Annotated in this window: 19 protein-coding genes; 11 read left to right on the top strand and 8 right to left on the bottom strand. The window is 71.3% G+C overall.

All coding sequences use genetic code 11. The features are described from left to right. The first annotated feature begins 12 nt into the window (after window positions 1-12). Window positions 13-729, top strand: a complete 717-nt coding sequence (locus tag ABEB28_RS36700) for a thymidine kinase (RefSeq protein WP_345732894.1) — start codon at window positions 13-15, stop codon at window positions 727-729. 21 nt (window positions 730-750) lie between these two features. Here ABEB28_RS36700 and ABEB28_RS36695 read toward each other — a convergent pair whose 3' ends face one another. Then, complete coding sequence (locus ABEB28_RS36695; protein WP_345732893.1) at window positions 751-1,257, bottom strand: MarR family winged helix-turn-helix transcriptional regulator; 507 nt, start codon at window positions 1,255-1,257, stop codon at window positions 751-753. A 127-nt stretch (window positions 1,258-1,384) separates the two neighbouring features. On the opposite strand from ABEB28_RS36695, the gene ABEB28_RS36690 reads away from it, so the two are divergent. Further along, entirely contained in the window at window positions 1,385-2,044 is a 660-nt protein-coding gene (locus tag ABEB28_RS36690) for an FMN-dependent NADH-azoreductase (RefSeq protein ID WP_345732892.1), read from the top strand. Window positions 2,045-2,166: 122 nt separating this feature from the next. Here ABEB28_RS36690 and ABEB28_RS36685 read toward each other — a convergent pair whose 3' ends face one another. After that, entirely contained in the window at window positions 2,167-3,051 is an 885-nt protein-coding gene (locus tag ABEB28_RS36685; RefSeq protein WP_345732891.1) for a hypothetical protein, read from the bottom strand. Window positions 3,052-3,085: 34 nt separating this feature from the next. On the opposite strand from ABEB28_RS36685, the gene ABEB28_RS36680 reads away from it, so the two are divergent. From ABEB28_RS36680 to ABEB28_RS36670, 3 genes are all read left to right on the top strand, one after another. Next, window positions 3,086-3,886 (top strand): methyltransferase domain-containing protein, encoded by an 801-nt coding sequence (locus ABEB28_RS36680; RefSeq protein WP_345732890.1) that lies wholly within the window; start codon window positions 3,086-3,088, stop codon window positions 3,884-3,886. Between the two features lie 4 nt (window positions 3,887-3,890). Then, window positions 3,891-4,766, top strand: a complete 876-nt coding sequence (locus tag ABEB28_RS36675) for an NAD(+)/NADH kinase (RefSeq protein WP_345732889.1) — start codon at window positions 3,891-3,893, stop codon at window positions 4,764-4,766. A 183-nt stretch (window positions 4,767-4,949) separates the two neighbouring features. After that, window positions 4,950-5,456, top strand: coding sequence for an RICIN domain-containing protein (locus ABEB28_RS36670; RefSeq protein ID WP_345732888.1), 507 nt, complete (start codon window positions 4,950-4,952; stop codon window positions 5,454-5,456). A 144-nt stretch (window positions 5,457-5,600) separates the two neighbouring features. Here ABEB28_RS36670 and ABEB28_RS36665 read toward each other — a convergent pair whose 3' ends face one another. Beyond that, complete coding sequence (locus tag ABEB28_RS36665) at window positions 5,601-7,058, bottom strand: glycosyltransferase family 2 protein (RefSeq protein WP_345732887.1); 1,458 nt, start codon at window positions 7,056-7,058, stop codon at window positions 5,601-5,603. Window positions 7,059-7,263: 205 nt separating this feature from the next. Here ABEB28_RS36665 and ABEB28_RS36660 point away from each other — a divergent pair, with 205 nt between their 5' ends. Then, a complete protein-coding gene (locus ABEB28_RS36660; RefSeq protein WP_345732886.1) occupies window positions 7,264-8,304 on the top strand; it encodes a hypothetical protein in 1,041 nt (346 codons plus the stop codon). On the opposite strand, the gene ABEB28_RS36655 is transcribed toward ABEB28_RS36660, so the two are convergent. Continuing rightward, the gene (locus ABEB28_RS36655) at window positions 8,280-9,035 is read right to left on the bottom strand and encodes an AAA family ATPase (protein ID WP_345732885.1); all 756 of its coding nucleotides are present in this window, start codon (window positions 9,033-9,035) and stop codon (window positions 8,280-8,282) included. The two genes, ABEB28_RS36660 and ABEB28_RS36655, sit on opposite strands and share 25 nt — an antisense overlap. An 85-nt stretch (window positions 9,036-9,120) precedes the next feature. Further along, window positions 9,121-9,669 (bottom strand): hypothetical protein, encoded by a 549-nt coding sequence (locus tag ABEB28_RS36650; protein ID WP_345732884.1) that lies wholly within the window; start codon window positions 9,667-9,669, stop codon window positions 9,121-9,123. 306 nt (window positions 9,670-9,975) lie between these two features. On the opposite strand from ABEB28_RS36650, the gene ABEB28_RS36645 reads away from it, so the two are divergent. The 4 genes from ABEB28_RS36645 (at window position 9,976) to ABEB28_RS36630 (ending at window position 15,381) form a co-directional block, all read left to right on the top strand. Continuing rightward, on the top strand, window positions 9,976-10,536 hold the full coding sequence (locus tag ABEB28_RS36645; protein ID WP_345732883.1) for a hypothetical protein: 561 nt from the start codon (window positions 9,976-9,978) through the stop codon (window positions 10,534-10,536). Then, entirely contained in the window at window positions 10,533-12,086 is a 1,554-nt protein-coding gene (locus tag ABEB28_RS36640) for an aminotransferase class I/II-fold pyridoxal phosphate-dependent enzyme (RefSeq protein ID WP_345732882.1), read from the top strand. The genes ABEB28_RS36645 and ABEB28_RS36640 overlap by 4 nt, the downstream gene beginning before the upstream one ends. Before the next feature lie 62 nt (window positions 12,087-12,148). Further along, window positions 12,149-13,123, top strand: coding sequence for a nitric oxide synthase oxygenase (locus ABEB28_RS36635; RefSeq protein ID WP_345732881.1), 975 nt, complete (start codon window positions 12,149-12,151; stop codon window positions 13,121-13,123). A 338-nt stretch (window positions 13,124-13,461) separates the two neighbouring features. Further along, entirely contained in the window at window positions 13,462-15,381 is a 1,920-nt protein-coding gene (locus ABEB28_RS36630) for a DUF6328 family protein (protein ID WP_345732880.1), read from the top strand. 185 nt (window positions 15,382-15,566) lie between these two features. Here the strand turns inward: ABEB28_RS36630 and ABEB28_RS36625 are convergent, their stop codons facing one another. Next, a complete protein-coding gene (locus ABEB28_RS36625) occupies window positions 15,567-18,416 on the bottom strand; it encodes a helix-turn-helix transcriptional regulator (protein ID WP_345732879.1) in 2,850 nt (949 codons plus the stop codon). A gap of 1,767 nt (window positions 18,417-20,183) precedes the next feature. Then, complete coding sequence (locus ABEB28_RS36620) at window positions 20,184-22,226, bottom strand: NAD(+) synthase (protein ID WP_345732878.1); 2,043 nt, start codon at window positions 22,224-22,226, stop codon at window positions 20,184-20,186. A gap of 117 nt (window positions 22,227-22,343) precedes the next feature. On the opposite strand from ABEB28_RS36620, the gene ABEB28_RS36615 reads away from it, so the two are divergent. Next, window positions 22,344-23,972: a flavin-containing monooxygenase gene (locus ABEB28_RS36615; protein WP_345732877.1), complete on the top strand. Its 1,629-nt coding sequence runs from the start codon at window positions 22,344-22,346 to the stop codon at window positions 23,970-23,972. Here ABEB28_RS36615 and ABEB28_RS36610 read toward each other — a convergent pair. Continuing rightward, a complete protein-coding gene (locus ABEB28_RS36610) occupies window positions 23,965-24,888 on the bottom strand; it encodes a hypothetical protein (RefSeq protein ID WP_345732876.1) in 924 nt (307 codons plus the stop codon). The two genes, ABEB28_RS36615 and ABEB28_RS36610, sit on opposite strands and share 8 nt — an antisense overlap. Window positions 24,889-25,091 lie beyond the last annotated feature (203 nt).

Genomic DNA, 25,091 nt, shown 5'->3' with positions numbered 1-25,091 from the left:
GACACTCACCTGATGGCAGCTGCACGATCCGTTCGGATCCCGACCAGTACGCCAGGGATGCTCCGGTTCTTCTACGGACCGATGGACTGCGGGAAGAGCACGCTCGCGTTACAGATCAACCACAACCACGCGCGCCAGGGGCGGCACGGGCTGCTGCTCACCAAGCTCGACCGGGCCGGCACCGCCCGGATCTCCAGCCGCGTCGGGCTGACCGCGAACGCGACCGAGGTGGGTGCCGACACCGACCTGCACGACGTCGTACAGGCCGAGTGGCGCGCCGGGCGACGGGTGGACTACCTGATCTGTGACGAGGCTCAGTTCTACGCACCGCCGCAGATCGAGCAGGCCGCCGACCTCGCCGACCGGGCCGGGATCGACGTCTACGCGTTCGGGCTGGCCACCGACTTCCGCAGCGAGCTGTTCCCGGGCAGCCGGCGGCTGTTCGAGCTGGCCGACGAGCTGATTCGGCTGCAGGTCGAGGTGCTGTGCTGGTGCGGCCGGCCGGGGCAGCAGAACGCACGGGTGGTCGACGGTGAAGTGATCCGCACCGGGGACCAGATCCTGGTGGCCGACACCGCGTCGGCGGAGGACACCGCCGCGCGGGTGGACGTGCGCTACCAGGTGCTCTGCCGTCGGCACTACCGGGACGGTGATCTCGGTCCGGCGGTTCCGTCCGCGGGACAGCTCGCGCTCGGTACGCCGAGCGCTCGCAACGGCTCCGCCTGGTAGACGCCGGCCCGCGGGGCGTCGTCAGCAGGCGTCGATCTCCTCGGCGGCCTGGCAGGACGTGTGCATCGGCTCGAACGTGTTGACGTTCGCCGCCAGCCGCTGCAGCAAGTCGCGGAACAGCGCCCGGTCGTCGTCCGGGAGACCGGAGAGCAGGCGGTCCTCCGCCTCGACGAGGCGGGCGTCGAGGTCGTGGAGCAGCGCCCGCCCCTGATCGGTGGCGACGATCCGGCGCGCGCGACGGTCGGCCGGATCGGGCTGCCGGGTCACCAGCCCGGCTTTCTCCATGTCGTCGAGCAGGTACGTCATCACCGTGCGGTCGACGCCGAGCTGGTGCGCGAGCGCCAGCTGCGTGCCCGGGGTGTTCCGGACCGAGGTGGCGAGCACCTGATAGCCGCGCGGCCCGCCGGGAACGTCGGACATCGCCGCCCTCGCCGCCTTCGCGTAGGCGCGGAACAGTACGCCCAGGGCCCATCCGAGGTCGTCGCCGAGCGGAATGGTGGGGGGCTCGGAGGTGGGGACCGCAGCCATGGCGTTCATCGTAGGCGCTCTCGACCAGATCACAGAAGGGTTGTCGTTCAGATCGTCTGCTGTACATACTATCTCCGTCGCAGCACATCGACCTGCGAACCTTCTGTGCCGTTTCGAGGGAGTTCTCGTGACCCTGTTCCGCCTTGACGCCAGCATCCGCACCGAGGGCTCGGTGAGCCGGGCGGTGGCCGACACCGTGCAAGCCACCTGGCGAGCCGAGCACCCGGACGCCCGCGTCATCCGCCGCGACCTCGCGTTCGACCCGCTTCCCGCCAGCACCTGGACGACCGCCGTCAGCGCCAAGGCGACGCCGGTCGAGGACCGGACGCCGGCCCAGCACGGGGCGGTCGCGATGGCGTCGTCGCTCGCCGACGAGCTGCTCGCCGCGGACGCGTTCCTGTTCGCGATTCCGCTCTACAACTACGCGATCCCGCACTACGTGAAGTCCTGGATCGACACGCTGTTCACGACGTCCGCGTTCGCGCCCGGCTCGACCCCGGCGATCGCCGGCCGACCGGCCGTGCTGGTGAGCGTCCGCGGCGGCGGGTACGGGCCGGGCACGCCCCGCGAGGGCTGGGACCACAACACGCCGTACCTGCGGCGGGTTTTCGCCGACATGTGGGGCCTCGACCTCGAGGTGGTGGAGGCCGAGCTGACGCTCGCCGAGGTCAACCCGGCGATGGCGGAGCTGCGTCCGCTCGCGGCGGAGTCGCTGAAGGCCGCACACACCAGCGCCGAACAAACCGGCCGCACCCTGGCAACCCGCCTCCTCAGCGCGGCCCGCTGAGCGCGGCCCGGTGAGAACGACGCTGCCGGCCGTCTCGGTCGGTTGTGACCACAGAACGGTCACGGCCCTCTCTGCGACGGACGGCAGCGCTGCCCTCACCGGGCTCCAGTCAGAACGAATACCTAGGCGCAGGCTTGAGCGCGGAAGGTGCTGACGGCGCGGAGGGATTCGGCGTCGAGGAGCGTCGTGACTTCGGCGGGCGGGCCGGACGCGAGCGTCACCGTCGCCCGCAGGCGCACCTCGTCGTCCGGGGCGCGCCGAGCCTCCAGGCAGTCCGACGGCGCCCAGCGCAGCGTCGTCACCGGGGTCAATCCGTCGGTGAAGCGCACCGGTAAGGGCGCCGCGACCACGACGAGGCCGGGTGTCTCGCTGCGGACCGCGCCGATCTCCTGGGGGCTGGAGCCGTGCAGCAGGAACCGCACGGGCTGCACCAGCCCACGGCGGGTCACCGACGGAGCCCCCGCCGCCACCGTGCTGACCCAGCGGTCGAAGTCGGTGTCGGCGCACGTCCGCCGGGCGGCGGCGAGCAGCTGGCCGGCGTCGTCGGCGAGCGGGGCCGAGTACCGACGGACGCCGCGGCGCGCGGTCGTCACGGTCGCCACCAGCGTGCCCGGCACCGTCCGCGGCCCGCCGGCGGCGCAGCCGCCGGAGACCTCCAGCACGACCCGCACCTCGGCACCGGCCGGGACCACGACCCCGCGGGAGCCGCGCAGGCGGGACCGGAAGCGATCGCCGCCGAGCCGCGCCGCCCGGACGCGTACGTCACTCGGACCGGGATTGGCGACGACGACGGTCGCGGCCCACGTCACCCGGCCGCCCCCGGGTGTCGCCTCGGCCACCCGCGCGACGAGTGCCAGCGCGTCCCGCCGCTCCAGTTCGTCCAGCCGGGCCTCGTACCCGTGCGTGAACACCGCACCCAGGAGCACCCCGATCGCCAGCGCGACCACCTGCCCCCGCGGGATCCGTCCCCATCGGAGGCGCGAACGGGATCGATCGTCCCGCACCATGTACCGAGAGTAGAACCGGGAAAGGGGAGCGGCGGTGCCATTCGAGCAGTGGGATCCGGCGGTGTACATCCGTCGTCGGCCAGAACGTGCCCGTCCGTTCGCCGAGCTGGTCGCCCGGATCGGCGCGGTGCCCGACGAGGTGCGGAGCGTCGTCGACGCGGGCTGCGGCCCCGGCTACCTGACCGCGACGCTCGCCGAGCGGTACCCGCGGGCACACGTCACCGGGCTCGACTCGTCCGCCGCGATGATCACCGAGGCCCAGCCGCTGGCCAGGGCCGGGTTACGGTTCGCCGTCGCCGACGTCCGCGAGTGGACCCCGCCGCCGGACGTGGACGTCCTGGTCAGCAACGCGGTGCTGCACTGGATCGACGGTCATCCCGAGCTGCTCCGGCGCTGGGCCGGCGCCCTCCGGCCCGGTGCGTGGCTCGCCGTCCAGGTGCCCGGCAACCAGCAGGCACCGTCGCACGTCGCCGTCCGGGACCTGATCGAGAGCCCGGAGTGGAGCGAGCGGCTGGCCGGTACCAGCGAATCCGGGCCGGTGCTCGAGCCCGTCGGGTACGCCACCCAGCTGACCGAGGCCGGCTGCCGGGTGGACGTCTGGGAGACGACCTACCTGCACGACCTGCGGGAGGAGACCGGGGGACATCCCGTGCTCGGCTGGTTGGAAGGCACCACGCTGCGGCCGGTCATCGCCGCGCTCGGCCGGGAGGAGTACGGACGGTTCGCCGCGGCGCTGACGGACCGGCTCGCCGCCGCGTACCCGGTCGCCGACGGCCGGGTCTGGTACCCGTTCCGCCGGATCTTCGTGGTGGCCCAGAAGGCACCCGTACGCTGACCGGGTGGGCGTTCTCCGTAAGGTCGGCCTGGTCCTGCATCCGGCGCGCGACTCCCAGCAGGCGATCGACACCATCCTCGAGTGGGCCCGGGGCAAGGGTGTCGAGGTGCTCGGGCTCAAGGAGGAGGTCCGGCGGATCAACTGCGAGGCCGTGCCGGTCGACGCGGAGGAGCTGGCGGCCTCCTGCGAACTGGTGATCAGCCTCGGTGGCGACGGCACGATGCTGCGCGCGATGCGAATGATGCACCGGCGCCACGGTGCGATCCTGCCGGTCAACCTCGGTCGCCTGGGCTTCCTCGCCGAGGTCGACGTCCCCGACCTCGCGGCCGCGCTCGGCCAGATCGACGCGGGGGAGTACCGGGTCGAGCCGCGGTCCGCGGTGGCCGGATCAGTGCCGGCGTGGGAGAACGGCCCCTCGCAGCTGCTCGCGTTCAACGACGTCGCGCTGGTCCGGACGCCGGGCCACGGGCTGGCCTCGGTCGAGCTGAGCGTCGGCGGCCAGCCGTTCCTGCGCTACGCCGCGGACGCCGTCGTGGTGGCCACCGCCACCGGCTCGACCGCGTACAGCTTCTCGGCCGGCGGTCCGATCATCTCGCCGACCGTCAAAGGGCTGGTCGTCACCCCGGCGGCCCCGCACTCGGCGTTCAACCGGTCGGTCGTCCTGGACTGCGCGGAGAGCCTCGCGCTGACCGTCGAGCCGGGCAGCGGAGCGCTCGCCGTCGAGGTCGACGGGGTGGTCGCCGGCACCGCCGAGCCCGGCACCAGGCTCGACCTGCGGACCGATCCGGACGCGGCCCGGGTCGTCCGGCTCGGCGAGGCGACGTTCTACCAGCGTGTCCGGCGCAAGCTCGGTCTGGTCGACGGCGCGTCGTATCAATGAGCAACCGAACGTCCGGGCCGTTCGCGCGCGGACGGTCCCCGTGCAGAACTCCTTCGATTCTGGGCTCGGTGCCGGTGTGACACACCGGCCATCCGATCCCACGTTCTCGCTCCCCGGCGAGCCGTCGAAGGAGCCCTTATCTCGATCCGACAAGCATTCTTCGCGACCTTCTGCACCCTCGGCGTGATCCTCGGCGTCGCGGTCTCCGGCTCGGCGGCGACGGCGGAGGCCGTCCCGGAACCGACGTTCGCCGGCTACCTCGTCAACCAGGCCGACAGCCGCTGCCTCACGCGGACCGTCCCCACCAGCCCGCACGCGACCAAGGCTCAGCTCGCACCCTGCCTCTACGACCGAACCCAGGTCTGGAGCGAGTCGGCGACCGTCGCGACTCCCAAGGGCGGTGGCGAGCCGTACTTCCGCCTCACCGACTACCTCGGCACGTGCCTCACCGCCAACGGCTCCGGCCGGGTAACCGCTCGGCGGTGCGAGGACCCCGCGAATCCCGTCCGGGAACCGGAGAACGACTGGATTCGGGTGCCGGTCTCGCCGGGCGTCTACCGGCTGCTGAACCGGCGCTCGGGCACGGTGCTGGCCGCCGATCCGACCCATCCGTCGCAGGTCCGGGTGGCCGCGGCGTCCGACGGCGACCCGAGCCAGCTGTGGCACCTGCTACCCCACGACGCGATCTGACCAGCGCGCGGTTCGCCGGCCAGCGTCCGGATCCGCACAGCAGAAGGCCCCTGCATCGGGGAGCCGATGCAGGGGCTATCTGTTTCCGACCCCGGCCGCGCGGAGGGGACGACCCGGCCGAGGTGGTCTAGAGGACGCTGATCGTCACGGACGGTAGCCGCGGCTGGGGCGGACCACCCGGATCAGCATCATCAGGGTCTGCAGGACGGTGACCACCGCGAGCAGCGACCAGCCGACGGTCAGCACCCGCTCCTGCAGCCACAGCGGCGAGTTCAGCCAGCCGAACACGGTGAGACCGGCGAGCACCGCGATGATCGCGACGGCGGTGATCACCCGGCCGGGGCCGTTGGAGGCGCCGCGCTCGGCCCGGGCCTGGTCTTCCCAGCCGTCCCGCTTGATGCCGGCCAGGACGTTCGACCAGGACGCGGTGGTGCAGGCCAGCCGGAACCAGAGGTAGAACTCGACCGGGAAGAGCAGCGCCGCGGTCACCACGTCACCCATCGTGCGGTTCGGCACCTGCCACGCCACCCGGGCGTTGAGCAGCGACGCGACCACCGTCGGGGTGAGCCACCACCAGGACCAGACGAACTGGTTCACCATCAGCGAGAACGTGAGCAGGAAGAGGAAGAGCACCCGGGTGACGCCGTTGGAGAGCAGCGAGAGCTGCTGACGCCAGAGCGTCGCGGTCCACTTGGACAGCTGCGGCTTCGCGAGCAGGCGAGCCATGCCCTCGTCCCACTTCCGGCGCTGCGCCCAGAGCGAGCGGACCGTGAGCATCGCGCCGGCGTGGGCACGGGCGGAGGGGGAGACCAGCGTCTCGTACCGCATGGCCCGCAGGTCACCGGTGAGCTGCATGTCCTCGACCTGCGCCGAGGCGTCCCACGGGCCGGGGGTGTTGTTGTGCTCGGTGACCCGCCGTAACGCGTCGGCGTTGAAAAGCGACGCCTGGCCGCCGAGGACGTAGGTGGTCCGGTTCTTCTGCAGTGCGTCCATCGTCCAGCTGGCGAACTCGAGCCGCTGCAGGCGGATCAGCAGGCGGGCCATCGGGGTGGCGCCCAGACGCTGGTCGAACGTGTAGCGGGCCATCACGCCGCCCGCCTTCGGGGTGTTGGCGAGCTCCTCCTCGAGCTGCTGGAGGCAGTCGGGGGCGAGCTGGGTGTCCGCGTCGATGCCGGCGATGAAGTCGTAGCCGGCCTGCCAGCGGCGCCACGCCTGGTTCAGGGCGCCGACCTTGCGGTCGTGGTTGTCGACCGTCCGCATGACCGTGACCCCGCGGTAGCGGCGGGCGATCTTCTCGGTGTCGTCGGTGCAGTTGTCGGCGATGACGACGATCCGGTCCGGGACGCGGGACTGGGTGAGCAGCGCGTCGAGTGTCTTCGCGATCACCGCTTCCTCGTTGTGCGCCGGGATCAGCACCAGCATGCGGGCGGTGCGGCTGCGCGGCGGACGGTAGCGCACCTCGTGGACGAACCGGTCGACCGAGCGCTTGGCCTCGCCGAGGCGGGTGGCCCAGCGGATCGCGGCCGACTCGTCGTTCAAGTCGTTGCTCGCGGATCCGTACGGCACCGGCCTCGGTGCGACGACGATTTCCTTGGTCGGCACGGAGTTCCCCTCTCCTTCGCGGTGCGCCCGCTCCGTTGTTGCGGTTCGTGGCGCGCTGTCACAGGCACAGACCCGCGAACCGGGCCGGAGATACACGGCGTGGCCCAGGTCACATCGCGGGCTACCTCCGGGTCTCTGCGGCCGGGTGGCCGGGTCTGGCCGACTGACGGCGCGCGCGCCGCGGTGGCCGCTACAGTCCGCTGCCGTGACCGCACCGTCCTCCGACCGCCGCACCGTCTGGTCGCGCCGCATCGTCCTGGTCGCCGCGTTCGTTTTCGGCGTCGGACTGCTGCTGGACCTGGTGGCCTACCGGTGGCTGTCGCCGGCGCTGCTCGGGCTCCTCGGCTGCGCGATGTGGCTCCGCTGGGGCCCGGCGGGGCGGGCCGGCCGGCCGGGCCGGGCCGGGCTGCTCGCGGTGCCGGTGCTCGTCGGGGCGGTGCTCTGGTGCGGTGTCTCCTGGTACCTGACCCCGGTAGTCGAACTGTCGTCCGCCGACGCCGCGCCGCGGCTGGCCGTGGAGATCCCGCTGCCGGGGGCGACCTACTCGGATTCGTTCTACGACGCGGAGCTGTACCGGGCGGGCGAGGCGGAGCTGGATAGACCGGCCGAGGCCGAGGCGGTATCGGTCGCCGCGCCGCTCGGCGGCCGCGGTCCGGACGTCGTCGGTGCGGGCGCCGCGCTGCTGGCGCTGGCCGGGATCGGCCTCCGCGTGGTGGGGCGGGAAGCCGCGGCGGGTCGGCTCCCGCCGCGATTCCGGTCACCGACCTGGGACGTGCGGGAGGTTCTGCTGCTCGCGGTGGCCGCCGCGCTGGCCTGGGTGAGCACGTGGACCTGGGCGGTACGGACGACCACCGACCGGACGGAGACCGTCGTCCGCGACGACGACTCGGCGGCCTGGAGCAGCGTCGCGGACATCGAGGTGGCGGTGGTGTGGGGGTGGAGCGCATCGCCGTGGTGGGCCGGGACGGTCGTGCTCGCGGTGGGCGCGATCGGTCTCTGGCTCGCGTGCGCCGGCCCGTCGGGCGTCCGGCCGCGGTGGCTGGCCGGGACGACGCTGGGCCTGCTGGGGGCCGCGCTGGGCGCCGCGTTCGCCGGAGCGCGCGGCACGGACTCCGCCGGACCGGGCCTGCCGGCGGCGATCGTCCTGCTCGTCGTCGCCGTCGTGCTGGTGGGCACCGCGCCTGCCGCCACCGCTGTGCGCGCGCTGCGCGGCCGCCCGGATCAGGCCGGGTCGGCGAACAGGTAGTGCAGGTAGCGCTGCGGGTCGGCGAGGAACTCCCGGGTCCACTCGACGGGCTGCGCCTCGTCGTACCCGACCGAGCGGATCGTGCCACCGTCCTCGATCTGCAGGATCCGGGCGTCCGGCGACGCCAGCAGGATCGGCGAGTGGGTGGCGATGACGAACTGCGACCCGGCGTCCACCAGGTCACGGATCCGGGTGAGCAGCGCGAGGCAGCCCTGCACCGAGAGCGCGGCCTCCGGTTCGTCCAGCAGGTACAGGCCCCGCGGCCCGAACCGGTGCGCCGCCAGGTCGAGGAACGACTCGCCGTGCGAGCGCTCGTGCAGGCTCTGGCCGCCGTAGCCATCGAAGACACCGAGCCGTTCGATCTCGGTGGCGACGTTGTAGAACGACTCGGCGCGCAGGAAGAACCCGGTGCGCGGCTTGGCCACCCCACGGACCAGCGTGAGGTGCTCACCCAGCGGCGACTCGGTGGACCGGGTCGCGAACCGGAAGTTCCGTGAACCGCCCTCGGGGTTGAAGCCGGCTGCGACCGCGATCGCCTCGATCAGCGTCGACTTGCCGGTGCCGTTGTCCCCGATCAGGAACGTCACCGCCGGGTCCAGCTCCAGCCGTCCGGCGTCCCGCAGCGCGGCGACGACCGGCAGCGTGAACGGATAGCGCGGCGGCCCGTCCGGCGCCCCGGTGAGCTCGACCCATCGGAGGAACCCGCCTCCGGACGGCGGACCACTCGCCATGACCACCCCTCGCTGTCGCTCCGCTCGACCGTACCGAGCAGCAGCACACCGGCTCAGGGCCGGTGCCGACCCGCGGGGGTGCGCGTCACCAGCCGGGCGGCGGCGGAGGCGGTCCGGGCGGAGTCGGTCCGGGCGGTGTCGGTCCGGGCGGTGTCGGGCCGGGTTGCGTCGGGCCGGGCGGCGGGGGCGGGTATGCGGGCGGGAAGCCACCGGGCGGGTAGCCGTTGGGCGGCGGACTCCCGGCGAACAGGGCCTTGACGTCCTCTCGGTTGAGCACGATCAGCGCCCACACCCCGACCGGGATGCCGACCAGGAAACAGCAGGAGAGCGGGATCACCGCCGCCACGGCCCCGACCACACCGAACGTCCGGGACTTTCCCTGCAGCAGGGCGATTCCGGCGGCCAGGGTCACGGCGCCGAGGGGGAACGAGAGCAGGGCGAGGACGACGTAGGTCAGGTAGCCGGCGGTCTCCGCGTCGGAGGAGAGCGTCGACGTGTCGTTCTGCCCGAGGCGGGCGACCCGGCCGCAGCAGGCGAGCAGGCCGAGGACCAGGTTGAGCGCGCCGACGACGACGAGCCCGATCGCGACCTGGCGAACCGTGGTCCGCGCGGGCGAGGGGGAGATGTCCGACACGCGGCGACCTTATCGGGTCGGCGCCGCGTCGCCCGCCCCGGGAACCCGTGAACTTCGTCGCGGGCGAAGCCGTGAACTCTTCGGGCCCGCGATCCGTGCGTCCACCGTCCACTCAGCCGTTCGACGGAAGACCACCCGCCCAACCCGCCGTACCTGCAATGCAATTCCCGCAGACGTACGGCGGTGTCCCGCTGCGTGCTTCGCGTCTACGTCAGTCGACCGATGTCTCCTTACGCACCGTAGGCGAGCGTATCCCTCAGCGACGGAACCTCTCGGGGCGCCGTCCGTGAGGAAGGTGGAGCGCTGATGGCCATTTACACGACCGTGGACGCTACGTCGGCACCTGTTGCCGACGTCTTCCGTCTCCCCGCGTCCCTGCACGAACCAACCGTCGCGTCGGCGCTGGCCGAACCGATCGTCGCCAGCAAGAGTCTCGAGTTCTCCCCGATGGGGATCGCCGCCATGGTCGCGCTCGCCGGCCTGGACCTGATCGGCAGCTACTGCGCGATGCGCTACATGGACAACGGTCACCAGCTCTGGTGGTCGGCCGGAGCGATCGCGTTCCTGGGCCTGTTCGGGGTGTACGCGGCGAGCCTGCAGTGGGCGGAGCTCGGCACCGTGACCCTCGGCTGGATCGTCCTGCTGCAGGTAGGCGTCCTGGTGATGGACCGGGTCGAGAACGGCGTCGTGGTGCCGGCAGGCAAGTGGGCCGCGATGGCCGTGATCTTCGCGCTGATGACCTACATGATCCTCGCCCCGAACGGAAAGTCCGCCAAATCCGCCTCGATCGCACCCTCCCCGACCGCCGGTCCGTCCGGCGCGGTAGGCGGCACGGCGGTCATCGGTGAAAGGACGGCGAACCGATGACCGCCGTTGCCCTCTCCTCCGGCGACCGGCCGGTTCTCTACGACGCCGCGCACGGCTCGGCACCGCTGGTCGACGCGATCATCCGCTACCGCGGCTGCGACACCGGCGCCCTGCACGTCCCCGGCCACGCCGGTGGCCGCACGGTCGGCTCGGGCCTCCGCAAGCTGCTCGGCGGCACCTTCCTCGCGTCCGACGTGTGGCTGACGCCCGCGGACGCGACCGCCGCCCGCCGCGGTGCCGAGGCGCTCGCCGCCAAGGCGTGGGGCTCGGACGAGGCCCTGTTCCTGCTCGACGGTTCGTCCGGCGGCAACCGCGCCGTCCACCTGGCGCACCAGCAAGCCGCCGGGCCGGGCACCGACCACGTCGTCGTCGCACGGGACAGCCACACGTCGACGCTCGCCGGCCTGGTGCTCTCCGGCGCGACGCCGCACTGGGTCACGCCCCGGCTCGACCAGGGCGGCTTCGGGATCAGCCTCGGCATCGACCCGGTCTCCCTGGACCGCACCCTCAGCGACCTGGCCGCCGGGGGACACCGCGCGGGCCTGGTGAGCATGGTCAGCCCCGGATACGCCGGCGCCTGCTCGGACGTCCGGGCGCTCGCCGCGGTCGCACACCGGCACGACGCGCCGCTCTTCGTCGACGAGGCCTGGGGCGCGCACCTCCCGTTCCACCCCGACCTGCCGGAGAACGCGATCACGGCCGGCGCCGACGTGGCGGTGACCTCCGCGCACAAGATGCTGGCGGCGCCGTCCGGCGCGGCGATCATCCTGATCCGGGGCGACCGGGTCGACGCCGGCCGGATCGGCCGTACCGTCCAGATGACCCAGACGACCAGCCCGCTGCTACCGGTGCTCGCGAGCATCGACGAGGCGCGCCGCACGATGGTCAGCCGCGGCCGCGTCCTGCTCGACCGGACGCTGGAGCTGGTCGCCGACGCGCGGCGGCGGCTCGCCGCGATCCCCGGCGTACGGGTCGCCGAGGCCGAGGACCTCGGCGTTCCCCAGGAGCGCTTCGACCCGCTGCGGCTGGTCATCAGCGTCCGCGGGCTCGGCGTCACCGGCCTCGAACTGGAGAGGCTGCTGCGGTCGCCCGGCCCCGGCCGCGGTACCAGCGGGCTGCTCCACCCGGCGGTAGCCGTCGAGGGCGCCGACGAGAGCAACCTGTTCGTGGCGATCACCACCTGTACCTCCCCGGACGTGGTGGACGCCCTCGTCACGGCGCTGCGCACGCTGTCCTGCAGCCCTCGCCGACGGTTGCGTCCGGCCTGGGACGGTCAGCTGGTCGCCGCGCTGCTCGCCCCTCGCAAGCAGATCTGCACCCCGCGCGAGGCGCACTTCGCCGCGACCGAGGCCGTCCCGCTCGCGCGGGCCGTCGGACGAACGAGCGCGGAGCCGATCACGCCGTACCCGCCGGGAGTCCCGGCCGTGATGCCCGGTGAGTACCTCGACCGCGACACGGTCGCCGCACTGACCCGCGCGGTCGACACCGGCATGCACATCCACGGTGCCGCCGACCCGACGCTCGCCACGGTCTGCGTGCTGCGCGACTGACACCCCACCCACCCCTCTAGTGCACGAGCCCTGCCGGAAGGTCCCCTAACGGAGGTGCCGAAGTGAGGATCGAGGTCGTCGCGGCGGACCGGAGAAACCCGGCCGGCCCGACCATTCCCACCACCGAGCAACTGGCTTGGGCGGCGCGGGTCGCCTGGGCGAACGCCGACCGAGGCATCGGACGCCTGCGCTGGCGTGGCCTGCAAGTGCGGGACCTGCGGGGGGTGACCGATCCGGACGCGGTGGCCTCCGGGCTGGCCGAGCACCTCCGGGTCGCCACCCGGGACGGACGGATCCGGTCGGTCGCCACCGTGCTGGATCCGGGCGTCGAGATCCTCAACGACCAGCTGGTCGGCTACGCCGGCTACCGGCAGGCCGACGGCACGATCCTCGGCGATCCACGCCACCTGGAGCTCACCACGCTGGCCTTGCGGGCCGGGTGGCCGGGCGGGCGGCCGGTCGACGGTGGCCGACTGCTGCCGGGCCCGTTCGACGTCCTACCGCTGCTGTTGCGCGTGCACGACGGGCCGGTGATCGCCTACGAGCTCTCGCCGGAGCGAGTGCTGGAGGTGAACCTCGAGCATCCGGGGTACGCCTGGTTCGCCGAGCTGGGCCTGCGCTGGTACGCGGTGCCCGCGCTGTCGCGGCACCGACTGCACTTCACCGAGACGCTCGCGTACCCGGTGGCGTTCTCCGGCTTCTACGTCGCGTTCGAGATGGCGTGCCGGGAACTCGCCGATCAGAACCGGTACAACGCCCTGCCGATGATCGCGCGCTGCCTGGGGCCCGAGGGTGGGGTCTCGAGGCAGGACGCCGCCCGCGTCCTGCACCAGGCGATCCTGCACTCGTTCGGCCGCGCGGGCATGGTTCCGCCGACCGCCTCCGCCCGGCTGGAGATCTACCACCGTTACCTGCCGCGTCGGAAAGCCGGTCCGCGGCCGGTGTACCGCCCGATCGACGCGCCGGTGCCGTCCGGCGCGACCCCGATCACCGCCGATCCACGGTTCGCCCGTCATCGGCTCGAAGCAGCGGTGTGAGCTCCGGCCCGAGCTCCCCGTCACCACGCCCACCTCTCTACCGGGAAGGCGCATCGCCATGCGTCACTGGATGTCACATCTGCCGAGCTGCCCGCCGTCGACCGCGGAGTCCTGGGGATCGACGTGGACGGAGCCGCTCTGTCCGGTCTGCGGTACGCCACGGTCCTCTGCGGACGGTCGGCTCGCGCAGCAGCCGGTCGCGTACGTCGTGTCCCCGCCGTACCGGTCTTCCGGTCTACGTCAGTCGACCGATGTCTTCTGACGCCACGTGGACAAGTCTTTAACCAGCGACGGAACCCGCCTTCGGGCACCGTCCACGCCGGAAGGTGGGTGTTCTGATGGCAAGGGAATTGACCGCAGCGAGTGCGGTCTCCGGCCGGTCGGAGCCGCGTGACCCGCGGACGCGGGAGACGCCGACGCAACGCTGGAACCGGAACTACCTGGAGATCCTCCACGAGGTCCGGGCGGCGCAGATCGGTACGCAGCTACTCCTCGTGTTCCTGCTCACGCTCGCGTTCACCAGTCGCTTCGCGGACACGACGCGCTTCCAGCGCAGCGTGTACGTGGTGAGCCTGGTGCTGGTCGCCGGCGCCACCTGCCTGCTGATCGCCCCTGCACCGTTCCACCGGCTGGTGTTCCGTCGCCGGCTCGAAGCCCAGCTGGTCCGGGCCTCCAGCAAGTTCGCGCTCTGGGGCGTCACGCTGCTGATGCTCGCCTTCAACGGCTCGCTGCTGCTGATTCTCGACGTCGTGATGGGCACCACGTACGCGCTCTGGATCACCGCCGGATCGCTGCTCTGGTTCCTCACCTGGTGGTACCTCGCGCCGGGATGGGCACGGATCGGGCAACGACGACGGCGGAAAGAGGCCACGATCGCCGCGCTGGAGGTCGCGAGCCAGAAGTTGCGTAGCGATCGGCTCCGCGACGACCAGGCGGACGGAGGCGACGCGTCGCGCGCGCTCGGCGGCTCGGCGCCGGCGGGCTCCCACCCCGCGTTGGGGACGCGGCCGGTGGCCGGTGCCGATCGGGGCCTGCCCGGCCCGCACCCGCCGCAGCTGCGTCCCGGTCCGACGTGGCCCGCACCCCGGCTGCCGATGATGCCCGCGCCGCACCCGTCGCTGGCCGGCTCCGACCAGCTGGGTTACCCCGGTGGCCAGCTGCCGGCCGTCGGCTACGACCGCCCGTCGCCGCAGCCCGGTGCGGCGACGGGCCCGAACAGCCCGTACCCGCCCCACGACCCGTCCGGTGCACCCGGCGATCCCTCCTGGGCGCCCGGCCGGAACGGCCTGGACTCGACGCCCCGGGATCCGGCAGGGGTTTTCGGCCGGAACGGCCTGGACTCGACGCCCCGGGATCCGGCAGGGGCTTTCGGCCGGAACGGCCGCAACGGCCCGGTCCCGGTCGCCGGCCCCGCCCCTGTCAGCGGCCCCGTCGGCGCTATCGGCGACGTCCGCTCCGGCACCGGCGCCCCCACCGGCGCGGACGGCCTCACGGGCAGCGAGCTGCCGAACGGCCGGTACGCCGCGGTGGATCCGCTGGGTCCCCTGGCCCTCGGAGCCGTGGGCCCGGTGTCGGGTCCGGGTCCGCTCGGTGGTCCGGTGCCGCTCGGGGATTCCTCGCCGTTCGGCGGGCCCGGTTCGTACACCACGCCGTTCGACGGTGCTGCCGCCCGCGGCCCGCGGGGACGGCATCACGGGATCTCCCGCACGGACCTGCCGACTCCGTACTCGACGGGAGACATCCCTCGGTTCTCGACCGGAGACCTGCCCCGCTTCTCTACCGGCGAAGTGCCCCGTCTCCACGCGGACGACGGGACGCCGAGCGGTGCGGTCGGCGACGGGATGCAGAGCGGCCAGGCGGGCGACGGCATGCAACACGGCTCCGCGGAGCACGGCGTCACGCAGTTCGGCGTCGCATTACCACTCGGTCCCGCCCCCACCGGGCTCCCCGCCACCGGCGGGGAGCCCGCTCCCACTCCGGCCGGCGCGGCCGGTCCTGCCAGTGCCGGCCCCGCCCTGGCAGACCCCGCGCCGGCCGGGCCTCCGTATCCGGGCGGCCTCGTGTACCCGGACGGGCCGATCGGTCCGACCGACACCGGCTCCCTCCCGGTCATTCCCGGGGGGCCGTCCGGTTCGGACGCCGCTGCCGGACCGAGGGGCGAGTCCGCCAGCCGGGAAGGGGTGATCGGACGTGCGCGGGTCACGCCGCCGAGCACGTTCACACCGCGGCACGGATACCCGACACCCGAGGGGACGTAGGGGGCGGTTCAGCTGGGCGCCCGCCGAGGAGGCGGCCCCCCGGCTGGACCGGGTCCTACCCGGGACAACGCGACGCGCCGCCCGAGCTCCAGCTCCGGCGGCGCGTCACTCTGCTGGGGCATGCCTTCGGCGGAACCGCGTGCACTCGGGCCGCCGATGACCTGCCGAATCGCACACACTCCCGGTCAGGCGCCGGGAGGTTCCGCCCGGCGCGCGGCCTCGCGGGCCAGGTCGATCCGGGAGCGCAGGTCGAGCTTGCTGAGGATGTGCGAGACGTGCGTGCTGACGGTCCGCGGCGACAAGAACAGCTGGGCAGCGATCTGCGGGTTCGACATCCCTTGCGTGACCAACTCGGCGACCTTCGATTCGGTCGGGGTAAGGCTGTCCCAGCCGGACCGGGCTTGCCGGTGCTTGACTCGCGGAGCCCGCCGGATGCCGTACTCCCGGAACCGGTTCTGCAGCCGGGCGGCGTCCCAGCTGGCCTCGAGCGCGTGATAGCCATCCAACGCGCGACTGAACGCGGACCGCGCTTCGGTGCGCTCGCCGGCCTCGGCGAATCGGGCAGCGGCGGCTTCTAGCGCGGCGGCCCGGCGGAGCGGACGACCGGCGACTAGATAGTGCTCGGCCGCTTGGAGCAGCAACTGGGGGCTCCCGTCTCGCAGTCCCCGGCAATACGCAGCAGTGCCTACCCGGTGCGGGATCTCGGCGCGGGCGGCGGCTTCGTCCGCCAACCGGAGCACGTGCGCCGCGCCGTTCAGATCGTTGCACTCCAGCGCGAGCCGCATGGCGTCCGGAAGGAGCTCTTCCATCTCATCGAGTTCCTCGACGTCGCCGGTCAGGTAGGCGAGCAGACTGGCGAGCGCTTCCTCCGGCCGGCCCTCCTGCTCGAATCGGAGCGCACGTGCGAGCGCGAGCGCCGCAATGACCCGCAGCCCGACTCGCACCGCGTGCGCCTCGGACAACTCAAGGTTGCGGAGGCCGGCTTCGGTCTCGCCCCGGTGCAGGAGGACGGTTGCCGCGATGCCCCGGTGCTGGCAGGCGGAGGCTTGGTCCCGCGCGTCGTCCGGTACTGCATCAAGGTCGGCAAGCAGGTCATCCCATTGACCGTTCTCGAAATACAGCTCGCAGAGCGACGTGTAAGCCTGGGCTAGCCGGATCGCACTGCCAGCGCGGGCCGCCGCGTCGCGGACGTCCCGGGCAGCCTCCAGTGCTTCCGGATAGCGGTCCAAGTCGCCGAGCGCGACCGCGCGGTTGAGCTGGACCAGGAGGCGGAGATCGGTTAGTGAGAGCTCGTCGGCGGTAGCCGCGACGGCTTGGTCGAACAGCGGAATACTTTCCGCACCGGCGCCTCGGGTCACGGTCGCGATGCAGAGGATGTGCAGCGCCCACGCCAGCGCCCACCGATCGTTGGACTCGAGGGCGAACGCCCGGGCTTCCTCACCAGCCTTCTCCGCCAACTCGACCTGGCCGACCATTCGGTGCGCGCGTCCGACCGAAATCAGCAGTCGCGCCCGGTGACGCGCACTGAGCGTTGGGTTGGCCAGCGCCTTGTGCAGGGCTTCCAGGGCGACCGAGCTCTCACCGACCTGCGTCTGTGCCTGGCTGTGGATCCAGTTCAGCTCGACGAGTAGGTCCGGGTCGGTGACCCGGTCGAGCGCGGCTGTGGCCACCTCGATCGCATCGGGAATGTTGCCGACGCGGAAGAGTGCGTCGGCCAGCATCGTCGAGAGCACCTCGCTGGCAGGCCGCACCGACCAACCGGTGGTGGCGCGGCGGAGCAGGTCGACCGCCGCCTGCGGCGCCTGCGCTACCAGCGCTGGTCCGGCTTCCGCCAACCAGTCCTCCACCCAGGGCTCAAGGGGGCCGAGGCGCAGTCCCGACGGATCGTCGGCCGAGAGAAGCTGCCGTGCGACGCGTTCGACGGGCGCGTGTGCCGCGGCGAGCGCGCGGCCGGCGTCCCGGTGCAACGCGGAGCGGACCGACGCGGGGAGCTCCTCGTAGAGGGCCGTCCGGATCAGCGGATGCCGGAAGCCCAGGCCTTCCGGCGTATCGGCGAGGACGCCGGCGGCGATGGCCTCCTGCAGCGAGGGCAGCAGGTCGGTGACGCTCTGCTTGAGGACCAGCGCGAGGTCGTCGACGGCGAATCGAACCCCGAGTAGCGCTGCAGTACGCAGGATGCCGCGCGCCTGCTCCGGCAGGAAGCCGAGACGGTCGGCGATCGCGGCCGACAGTGTCCGCGGCGGCGCACCAGATACGACGTCGACGGTGCCGGGCTCTGTTTCGGCGAGGAACGAACCGCGGCTCAGCGCGCCGACGAGCTCGGTCAGGTAAAGCGGATTGCCGGCCGCCCCGCTTGCCAGCCGGGTAAGCCCTGTACCCGGCCGAGCCCCGGTCAGGCTCGTGAGCAGCGTGGCGACGTCGGGTGCGTCCAATGGTCCGAGTCGGACAAGCTCCCCGGGGTCGATCGCTCGCCGCAGCGCTCGCAGGCTGTCGCCCTGCGGAGTCGGCCGGGCGAGGCCGAGCAGGAACAGTGGCAGCGGGAGGGGCAGCTGCCGGGCCGCCCGGGCGAGCCGACCCCAGAGCGCGACAGTGGTCGGATCGGACCACTGCAGATCGTCGATCACGACCATCGTCGGTGACTGCTCGCATAGCTGCTCGATCAACGCGAACAGGTGCTCGGAGGCAGCGGTGGCCGCATCGACCGCGGCGCCGGCGGAGAATTCGCCGCGCAACAGCTGGAGCACCGCGCGCCGACGTGGGTCGGCTGTGGACTCGCGGACCTCGAGCGCGTCGAGGAATGGCAGCAGGGGCAGTGCCTGCCCCAGTTCGTCGCCGGCACCACGGTAGATGGTGAACCCGGCCTCGGCGGCTTGAAGGCAGACCGTTCGCATCAGGGTGGATTTGCCGATACCGGCTTCGCCGTCGATGAGAACCGCCCGGCCGTCGCCTCGAAGGCAGCCGGTGATCCATCGGTCGAACTTCGCGATCTCCAGGTCACGCCCGATCAGCGAGCCGGGAACCGGAGAAATCGTCACGAAGTCAGGATACAAGTTGGACGGAGAGTGAACAAGTGACTCACGCGCCGTAGTGCGTGAACAACCGATGTCGTTCGGTTCAACTTCACCTCATTCCGTACGGAGCTCGCGGAACGGGCCTGTCGGAAATGCATTGCTTAATTGGCTCACTACGGCTCGACGGGCGCCGCTGCGAGACGCGGTGCGCCCCGGAACCGCCTTAAGCGCAACCTTTCTTTTACCTTAAGAGGGTTGCCATTGCGATGAGTCGTGGAATGGTTACTCCCGTCCTCGGAATTGCTCGAGAACCCGACGCGTCGAAGTCTTGCGAAACCCCTAGGGCACCCGAATTCATTTCGGTTCCCCATCAAGGAGAGATCATGCGGATCGGACGTCTAATCGCCACGGCAGCCACTGCGATCACCCTTGCCGCGGTCGCTTTTGTTGCTGGTGGCGGCGCATCTTTCGCCTCTGCGCTCATGAAGTACTGAGGCCTTTTGCCTTGTCTTTGTCCACGATTCCTGCGTCTTCGAGGAGTGCGCCATGCAGCACGGCTGACCATTCCTGGTCCAATTGACGACAGTCATCCCTACTATGACGGCATTCCGCTGACCTCCCGTTCGCGCCGGACCGGCCCCTCGCGGCCTAGGTGCGCCAGGACAGTTGGCTCCCGCCCGCCGCAGACCAGCGGGATCGGGTCCGAGCGGCCGCGATGCCGTTCGCAGACGTCCCTTCTCGCCGGGCTACGGCCCCAAGCCTGCTGATCAGCGGGTTCGGCGGCCGGCCCGGCGAGGGCAGGGGCAACGCGCAGATCGCACCACAAGCCTCAGCTCACCGCGCACCGATGGTCACCCCTTCGTCGCCTCGCTTCGGCGCGCGGCCCAGGCCCCGGTCGACGACCCCGTCCTCCCCGCAGGACGTATGGTCGTCGACCGGGGCTTTGGTCTGCTCGTGAGCTTCCGGACCTGCAGCGAACACGGATTTCGAATCGCGATCGAAGTCCGTTGCCCGTTCTGCAGGTCCGTGGCCGGATGCGGGTATCGGCAGTCGGCGGCGATAGCTCCTTTCGCGCGTCTCCCTTTCCGCCCCGAGTTGGCCCAGCGGGAAGCTGGCCGTTGCAGTGCCTTTTCTCCAGTGCCGCCGATCTCCTGTGAGAGGGCTTCTTGCCGGCGCAGCTGGATGGTCCTGCTGGCGTTCCTGTCGGGCAGAGACTGCGTTTTCGTTGAGCGGCTATACGTGGTTTCGCAGTGATCGACTGGCGAAACTGATCCACCGTTCGGCTAGGTCCGGGTAGTACGTGCGGACGGAGTCGCCCTGGACTTCTGAGGGAAGGTTTGCGAAACAAATCCCGTCCGTATTAAGAGAGTCTAATGCGCACGGCTCGCTCGCAATTATTGAATTCAATTCAAAATGCAGTTCGTTTTAAATAGGATTCAAAAAAGAGTTCGAAAAAACAGGCGCCATGGCATCTTGTGGGGGGTCGTAGAAGACGTATCGAAGGCGGGTTCGGTTCAACGATTGGCGCACCTCTTGTGGATCGGCCGAGGTCGCGACCCGAGTCCGATATATGCAGCAGATTGCCTGTTCACGGCATTCACGTCATCGAATCGCCTGGACTTTGGCGCAGCAAGTGAGGGAACGCTGCTCGGCTGTGTGAACCGTGGCGCAGCACATAGCGGACGGGGCAGCATGATAGGCGATGAATGATCCATTTCCGCCTCATCGTGAGGCTAGCCGATACGGAGCGTGACGATATCAAGGGCCTGAGCCCTCGGAGGCGGCCTCCGATCAGGACTCCGGCACGTCCCGATGCAGCTCGTCCAACCAGGTCCGCGCCGACGCGTCCGACGGTGCCCGCCAGTCACCGCGCGGCGAGAGCGATCCGCCCGCGGACACCTTCGGCCCGTTCGGCAGCGCGGAGCGCTTGAACTGGCTGAACGCGTAGAAACGGGTGAGGAACACCTCGAGCCAGTGCCGGATCTGCGCGAGGTCGTACGCGTTGCGGTGCTCCTGCGGGTAGTTCGGCGGCCACTCGCCGGCCTCGGCGTCCCGCCAGGCGTGCAGGGCGAGGAACGCGATCTTCGCCGGGCCGAAGCCGTAGCGCAGGACGTGGAACAGCGAGAAGTCCTGGAGCGCGTACGGTCCGATCTTGGCCTCGGTGCTCTGCGGCGTCTCGCCCTCGCGGGTCGGCACCAGCTCCGGGGTGATCTCGGTGTCCAGGACGGCCTGCAGGACCTTGCCGACCTCGTCGTCGAACTGGTCGGACGCGATGACCCAGCGGATCAGGTGCTGCATCAGCGTCTTCGGCACCCCGGCGTTGACGTTGTAGTGCGACATCTGGTCGCCCACGCCGTACGTCGACCAGCCCAGCGCGAGCTCGGAGAGGTCGCCGGTGCCGAGCACGATCCCGTTGCGCTGGTTGGCGGCCCGGAACAGGTAGTCGGTGCGCAGCCCGGCCTGGACGTTCTCGAACGTGACGTCGTAGACCTCCTCGCCGCGGCCGAACGGGTGCCCGAGGTCGGTGAGCATCTGCTTGGCGGTCGGCCGGATGTCGAGCGTCTCGAAGGTCACCCCCAGCGCCTCGGCCAGCCGCACCGCGTTGTTCCGGGTGTGGTCGCTGGTCGCGAACCCCGGCATCGTGAACGCCAGGATGTCGCTGCGCGGACGGTCCTGCCGGTCCATCGCCTTCGCCGCGACGATCAGCGCGTGGGTCGAGTCCAGGCCGCCGGACACGCCGATCACCACCTTCGGCTGGCCGATGGCGCGGAGGCGCTGCTCCAGTCCGGACACCTGGATGTTGTAGGCCTCGTAGCAGTCCTGCTCCAGGCGCGACGCGTCCGCCGGTACGAACGGGTAGCGGGCGAGGGTCCGCCGTAGCCCGATGTCGCCCTCCGGGGGCTCGACCGCGAACTCGACCCGGCGGTAGGCGTCGAGACGGCCGGCGTGGTGGCGGCGGTTGTCGTCGAACGTCCCCATTCGCAGGCGTTCGGCGCGGATCAGGTCGAGGTCGACGTCGGCCACCGCGCGGCGCTCGCCGCGCGGGAACCGCTCGGTCTCCGCGAGCAGCACACCGTTCTCGTAGATCAGCGTCTGCCCGTCCCAGGACAGGTCGGTGCTGGACTCACCCTCGCCGGCCGCCGCGTAGACGTACGCGGCGAGACAGCGGGACGACGCCGAGCGCGAGTAGAGCTTGCGGTCCTCGGCGCGGCCGATCGTGATCGGGCTGCCGGAGAGGTTGGCCAGCACGGTGGCCCCGGCCAGCGCCGCCTCGGCACTGGGCGGGATCGGGACCCACATGTCCTCGCAGACCTCGACGTGGAGCACGAAGGTCGGCACGTCGACGGCGGTGAACAGCAGATCGGGGCCGAACGGAACGTCGACGCCGCCCAGCCGGATCACGCCGCGCACGTCGTCGCCCGGTGCGAAGTGCCGTCGCTCGTAGAACTCGCGGTAGGTGGGGAGGTACGACTTCGGCGCCACCCCGAGCACGCGGCCGCGGTGGATCACGACCGCGGTGTTGTAGAGCCGGTTCCGGTACCGCAGCGGGGCGCCGACCACCAGGACCGGACGCAGCTCGGCGGAGGCGGCCGCGATCGTGCCGATCGCGGTCTCCACGGCGTCCAGCAGCGTGTCCTGGAGGAGCAGGTCCTCGATCGAGTAGCCGGAGAGCGTGAGTTCCGGGAAGACCGCGAGCCCCGCGCCGTCGTCATGGCACGCGCGGGCGGCGGTCAGCACGGTCTCGGCGTTCGTGGCGGGGTCCGCGATCGCGGTGTGCGTGGCGCACGAGGCGATCCGGAAGAAGCCGTGGTCGTATGCGCTGTAGAAGTCCATCAGCGGTGGCGATGACCCCTCGTGCGATGGTTCAAACTCGAATGCCCAGTCTTCCAGACGACGGCCCGCTGACTGTTTTCAGGCCCACCGCGCCACCGGTCGTTGCTACCGTCGGGCATGAATTCTTTTCGACCGACCCCTGCGAGCGGCGTTCAGTCTGCGGGGATACGCGAGGTTGAAAAGGGTTCATCGGAGCACGTCGACGTTCTCATCGTCGGGGCCGGCCTGTCCGGGATCGGGGCCGCCTGTCACCTGAAGGCGTTCACCCCCGGCAAGAGCGTGGCGATCCTCGAAGCGCGGGAGGCGATCGGCGGTACCTGGGACCTGTTCCGCTACCCGGGTGTCCGCTCGGACTCGGACATGTTCACGCTCGGGTACTCGTTCCGGCCCTGGACCGGCGACAAGGGCATCGCCGAGGGCGGCCTGATCCGGGACTACATCCGGTCGACGGCCCGGAAGTTCGGCGTCGATCGGCTGATCCGGTTCCGACACCGAGTCCAGGCGGCCGAGTGGTCGTCGGAGACCGCGCGGTGGACGGTGACCGTGGAGAGCCCGGACGCCGGGGCGACGCAGCTCAGCTGCTCGTTCCTGTACTTCTGCGCTGGCTACTACTCCTACGACGAGGGTTACACCCCGGACTTCCCCGGCCTCGATCGGTTCGCCGGCCGGATCGTCCATCCGCAGAAGTGGCCGGAGGACCTCGACCACGACGGCAAGCGCATCGTGGTGATCGGCAGCGGCGCCACGGCCGTGACGCTGGTCCCCGCGCTCGCCGAGAACGCCGCGCACGTGACGATGCTCCAGCGGTCACCGACGTACGTCGCGACCTTGCCGACGGTCGATCCGATCGCGTCCCGGCTGCGCGAGCGGCTCTCGCCGGCGCGGGCCTCGTCGGTGGTGCGGTGGAAGAACGTGCTGCTGCAGCAGCTGTCGTACCAGCTCTGTCGCCGACGCCCCGAGCTGATGAAGAAGGTGTTCCGTGCGGGCGTGATCCGGCAGCTCCCGCCCGGGTTCGACGTCGACACCCACTTCGCCCCCCGCTACGACCCGTGGGACCAGCGGCTGTGCATCTCCCCGGACGGCGACCTGTTCGCCGCGTTGAGCGCCGGCACGGCGTCGATCGTGACCGGGGAGATCGAGACGTTCACCGCCGACGGCGTCCGGCTGGCGTCCGGACAGGAACTGCCTGCCGACGTGGTCGTCACCGCGACCGGGCTGAACCTGCTGTTCCTCGGCGGCGCGACGATCACCGTCGACGGCCGCGAGCTGGTGCCGGCGGAGACGCTCGCGTACAAGGGCATGATGCTCTCCGGCGTACCGAACTTCGCGCTGGCCGTCGGGTACACGAACGCGTCCTGGACGCTCAAGGCCGACCTGGTCGCCCGGTACGTCACCCGGCTGCTGCGGTATCTGGACGAGCACGGGTACGCGTACTGCGTCCCGGAGGGGCCCGAGGTTCCCGAGGGCGCCGCGCCGCTGATCGACCTGAAGTCCGGCTACGTGCTGCGCAACGCCGAGGACATGCCGCGCCAAGGACCGGCCGCGCCGTGGCGGCTCTACCAGAACTACCCGCGCGACGTGTTGCTGCTCAAGCGTGGGCGGGTCGACGACGGGGCGATGCGGTTCCACCGGGCGCCGGCCGCGCGGAAACCGGCGGCCGAAGGACCGGCGGCGGACGCACCGGCGGCGGACGCACCGGCGGCGGACGCACCGACCGCCGGTGCTCCGGAGAAGCAGGTCAGCTGACCTCGATCGCCAGCCGCGGGAGGAACAGCACGCCGCGCGGGATCGCGAACTGGTCGCTGCCGAAGACGAAGCTGCCGTCCGCGGTTCCGGTGGTGTTCTCGTTCCGGTAGAGCCACACCTCGAAACCGCCGGTGACCTGGGTCGCCGGATTGTTGCGCAGCAGCCCTGGGGTGTCGGTGCCGTCGCCGTCCCAGTCGCCGACGACCGGCAGCTCACGGATCGGTGACGCGGTCGCCCCGAACGGGAAGTTCGTCTCCGGCTGACCGCCCTGCAGCGCGTCGTTGTTGAGCATCCACTGCTTGCCCCGGACGATGCCCGCGGTGTCGATGCCGTCGCCGTCCCAGTCACCGACGATCGGGGTGTCGGTGGCGCTGCGGCCGTACCGGAACGTGACGGTCACCGAGGAGGGGGTCAGGTCCCGCCGGATGATCCAATTCAGACCGCCGTCGTCGGTGGGGAAGACGTAACCGACCTCGTAGGCGTCGTCGGCCGGGTCGAAGTTGCCGGCGATCGGGCGGCCGCGCAGCGTGTCGGTGAGCGCGGGTACGCCGAAGGTGAACGACACATCGGCCGCGCCGGCGGCGTTGGCGTTGCGCAGGAACCACTGGAACCGGAAGGGGAACGGGACCGACTGGTCGACCCGGGCGATGCCGACGGTCTCCGACCCGTCCCCGTTCCAGTCACCGACGATCGGCAGGTCGAGCGCGCTGCCCCGGCGGCCGAAGCTGAAGGAAGTGTCCGCGGAGCCGGTAGTCGGCGTGTTCCGCAGGTACCAGAGGCCCTGGTCGTAGATGACCGGACCGCTGGGGCCGTCCGGGGTCGCGGGGACGGCGGCGGGCGGCGCGGCCGCCACTGCCGTCGCCAGTCCGAGCGTGCAGAGTGCGGCGGCGACCAACCGGCGCGGGATTCGGCGCATGTCTTCTTCTCCTCGGGAGCGATGTCGCAGGGACACGGTTTCGCAGGAACGCGGTGTCGCAGAAGCGCGGTGTCGCAGAGCGCGGGGCCCGACGAGCGCGGCGCAGGAGATCCAGCGAGAGGTCTATCCCGAGCGAATTGCGATTCATAGAGACTTATCCGCATTCAGACATCGCGGCAACCGAGGCGCCTGGTCGGGCCTGC

Origin of the sequence: Cryptosporangium minutisporangium (genome assembly GCF_039536245.1) — a bacterium.
GTDB lineage: Bacteria > Actinomycetota > Actinomycetes > Mycobacteriales > Cryptosporangiaceae > Cryptosporangium > Cryptosporangium minutisporangium.
Note: the sequence above shows the minus strand (reverse complement) of the source record. Positions and strands in the feature narration are given on the sequence as shown.

What these genes read in the sequence shown, in the direction of transcription:
- ABEB28_RS36700 (WP_345732894.1), top strand. Translation starts at nt 13, where the DNA reads ATGGCAGCTGCACGATCCGTTCGGATCCCGACCAGTACGCCAGGGATG.
- ABEB28_RS36615 (WP_345732877.1), top strand. Translation starts at nt 22,344, where the DNA reads ATGAATTCTTTTCGACCGACCCCTGCGAGCGGCGTTCAGTCTGCGGGG.
- ABEB28_RS36685 (WP_345732891.1), bottom strand. Translation starts at nt 3,051, where the DNA reads ATGGTGCGGGACGATCGATCCCGTTCGCGCCTCCGATGGGGACGGATC.
- ABEB28_RS36695 (WP_345732893.1), bottom strand. Translation starts at nt 1,257, where the DNA reads ATGGCTGCGGTCCCCACCTCCGAGCCCCCCACCATTCCGCTCGGCGAC.
- ABEB28_RS36645 (WP_345732883.1), top strand. Translation starts at nt 9,976, where the DNA reads ATGGCCATTTACACGACCGTGGACGCTACGTCGGCACCTGTTGCCGAC.
- ABEB28_RS36655 (WP_345732885.1), bottom strand. Translation starts at nt 9,035, where the DNA reads ATGGCGAGTGGTCCGCCGTCCGGAGGCGGGTTCCTCCGATGGGTCGAG.
- ABEB28_RS36630 (WP_345732880.1), top strand. Translation starts at nt 13,462, where the DNA reads ATGGCAAGGGAATTGACCGCAGCGAGTGCGGTCTCCGGCCGGTCGGAG.
- ABEB28_RS36610 (WP_345732876.1), bottom strand. Translation starts at nt 24,888, where the DNA reads ATGCGCCGAATCCCGCGCCGGTTGGTCGCCGCCGCACTCTGCACGCTC.
- ABEB28_RS36620 (WP_345732878.1), bottom strand. Translation starts at nt 22,226, where the DNA reads ATGGACTTCTACAGCGCATACGACCACGGCTTCTTCCGGATCGCCTCG.
- ABEB28_RS36640 (WP_345732882.1), top strand. Translation starts at nt 10,533, where the DNA reads ATGACCGCCGTTGCCCTCTCCTCCGGCGACCGGCCGGTTCTCTACGAC.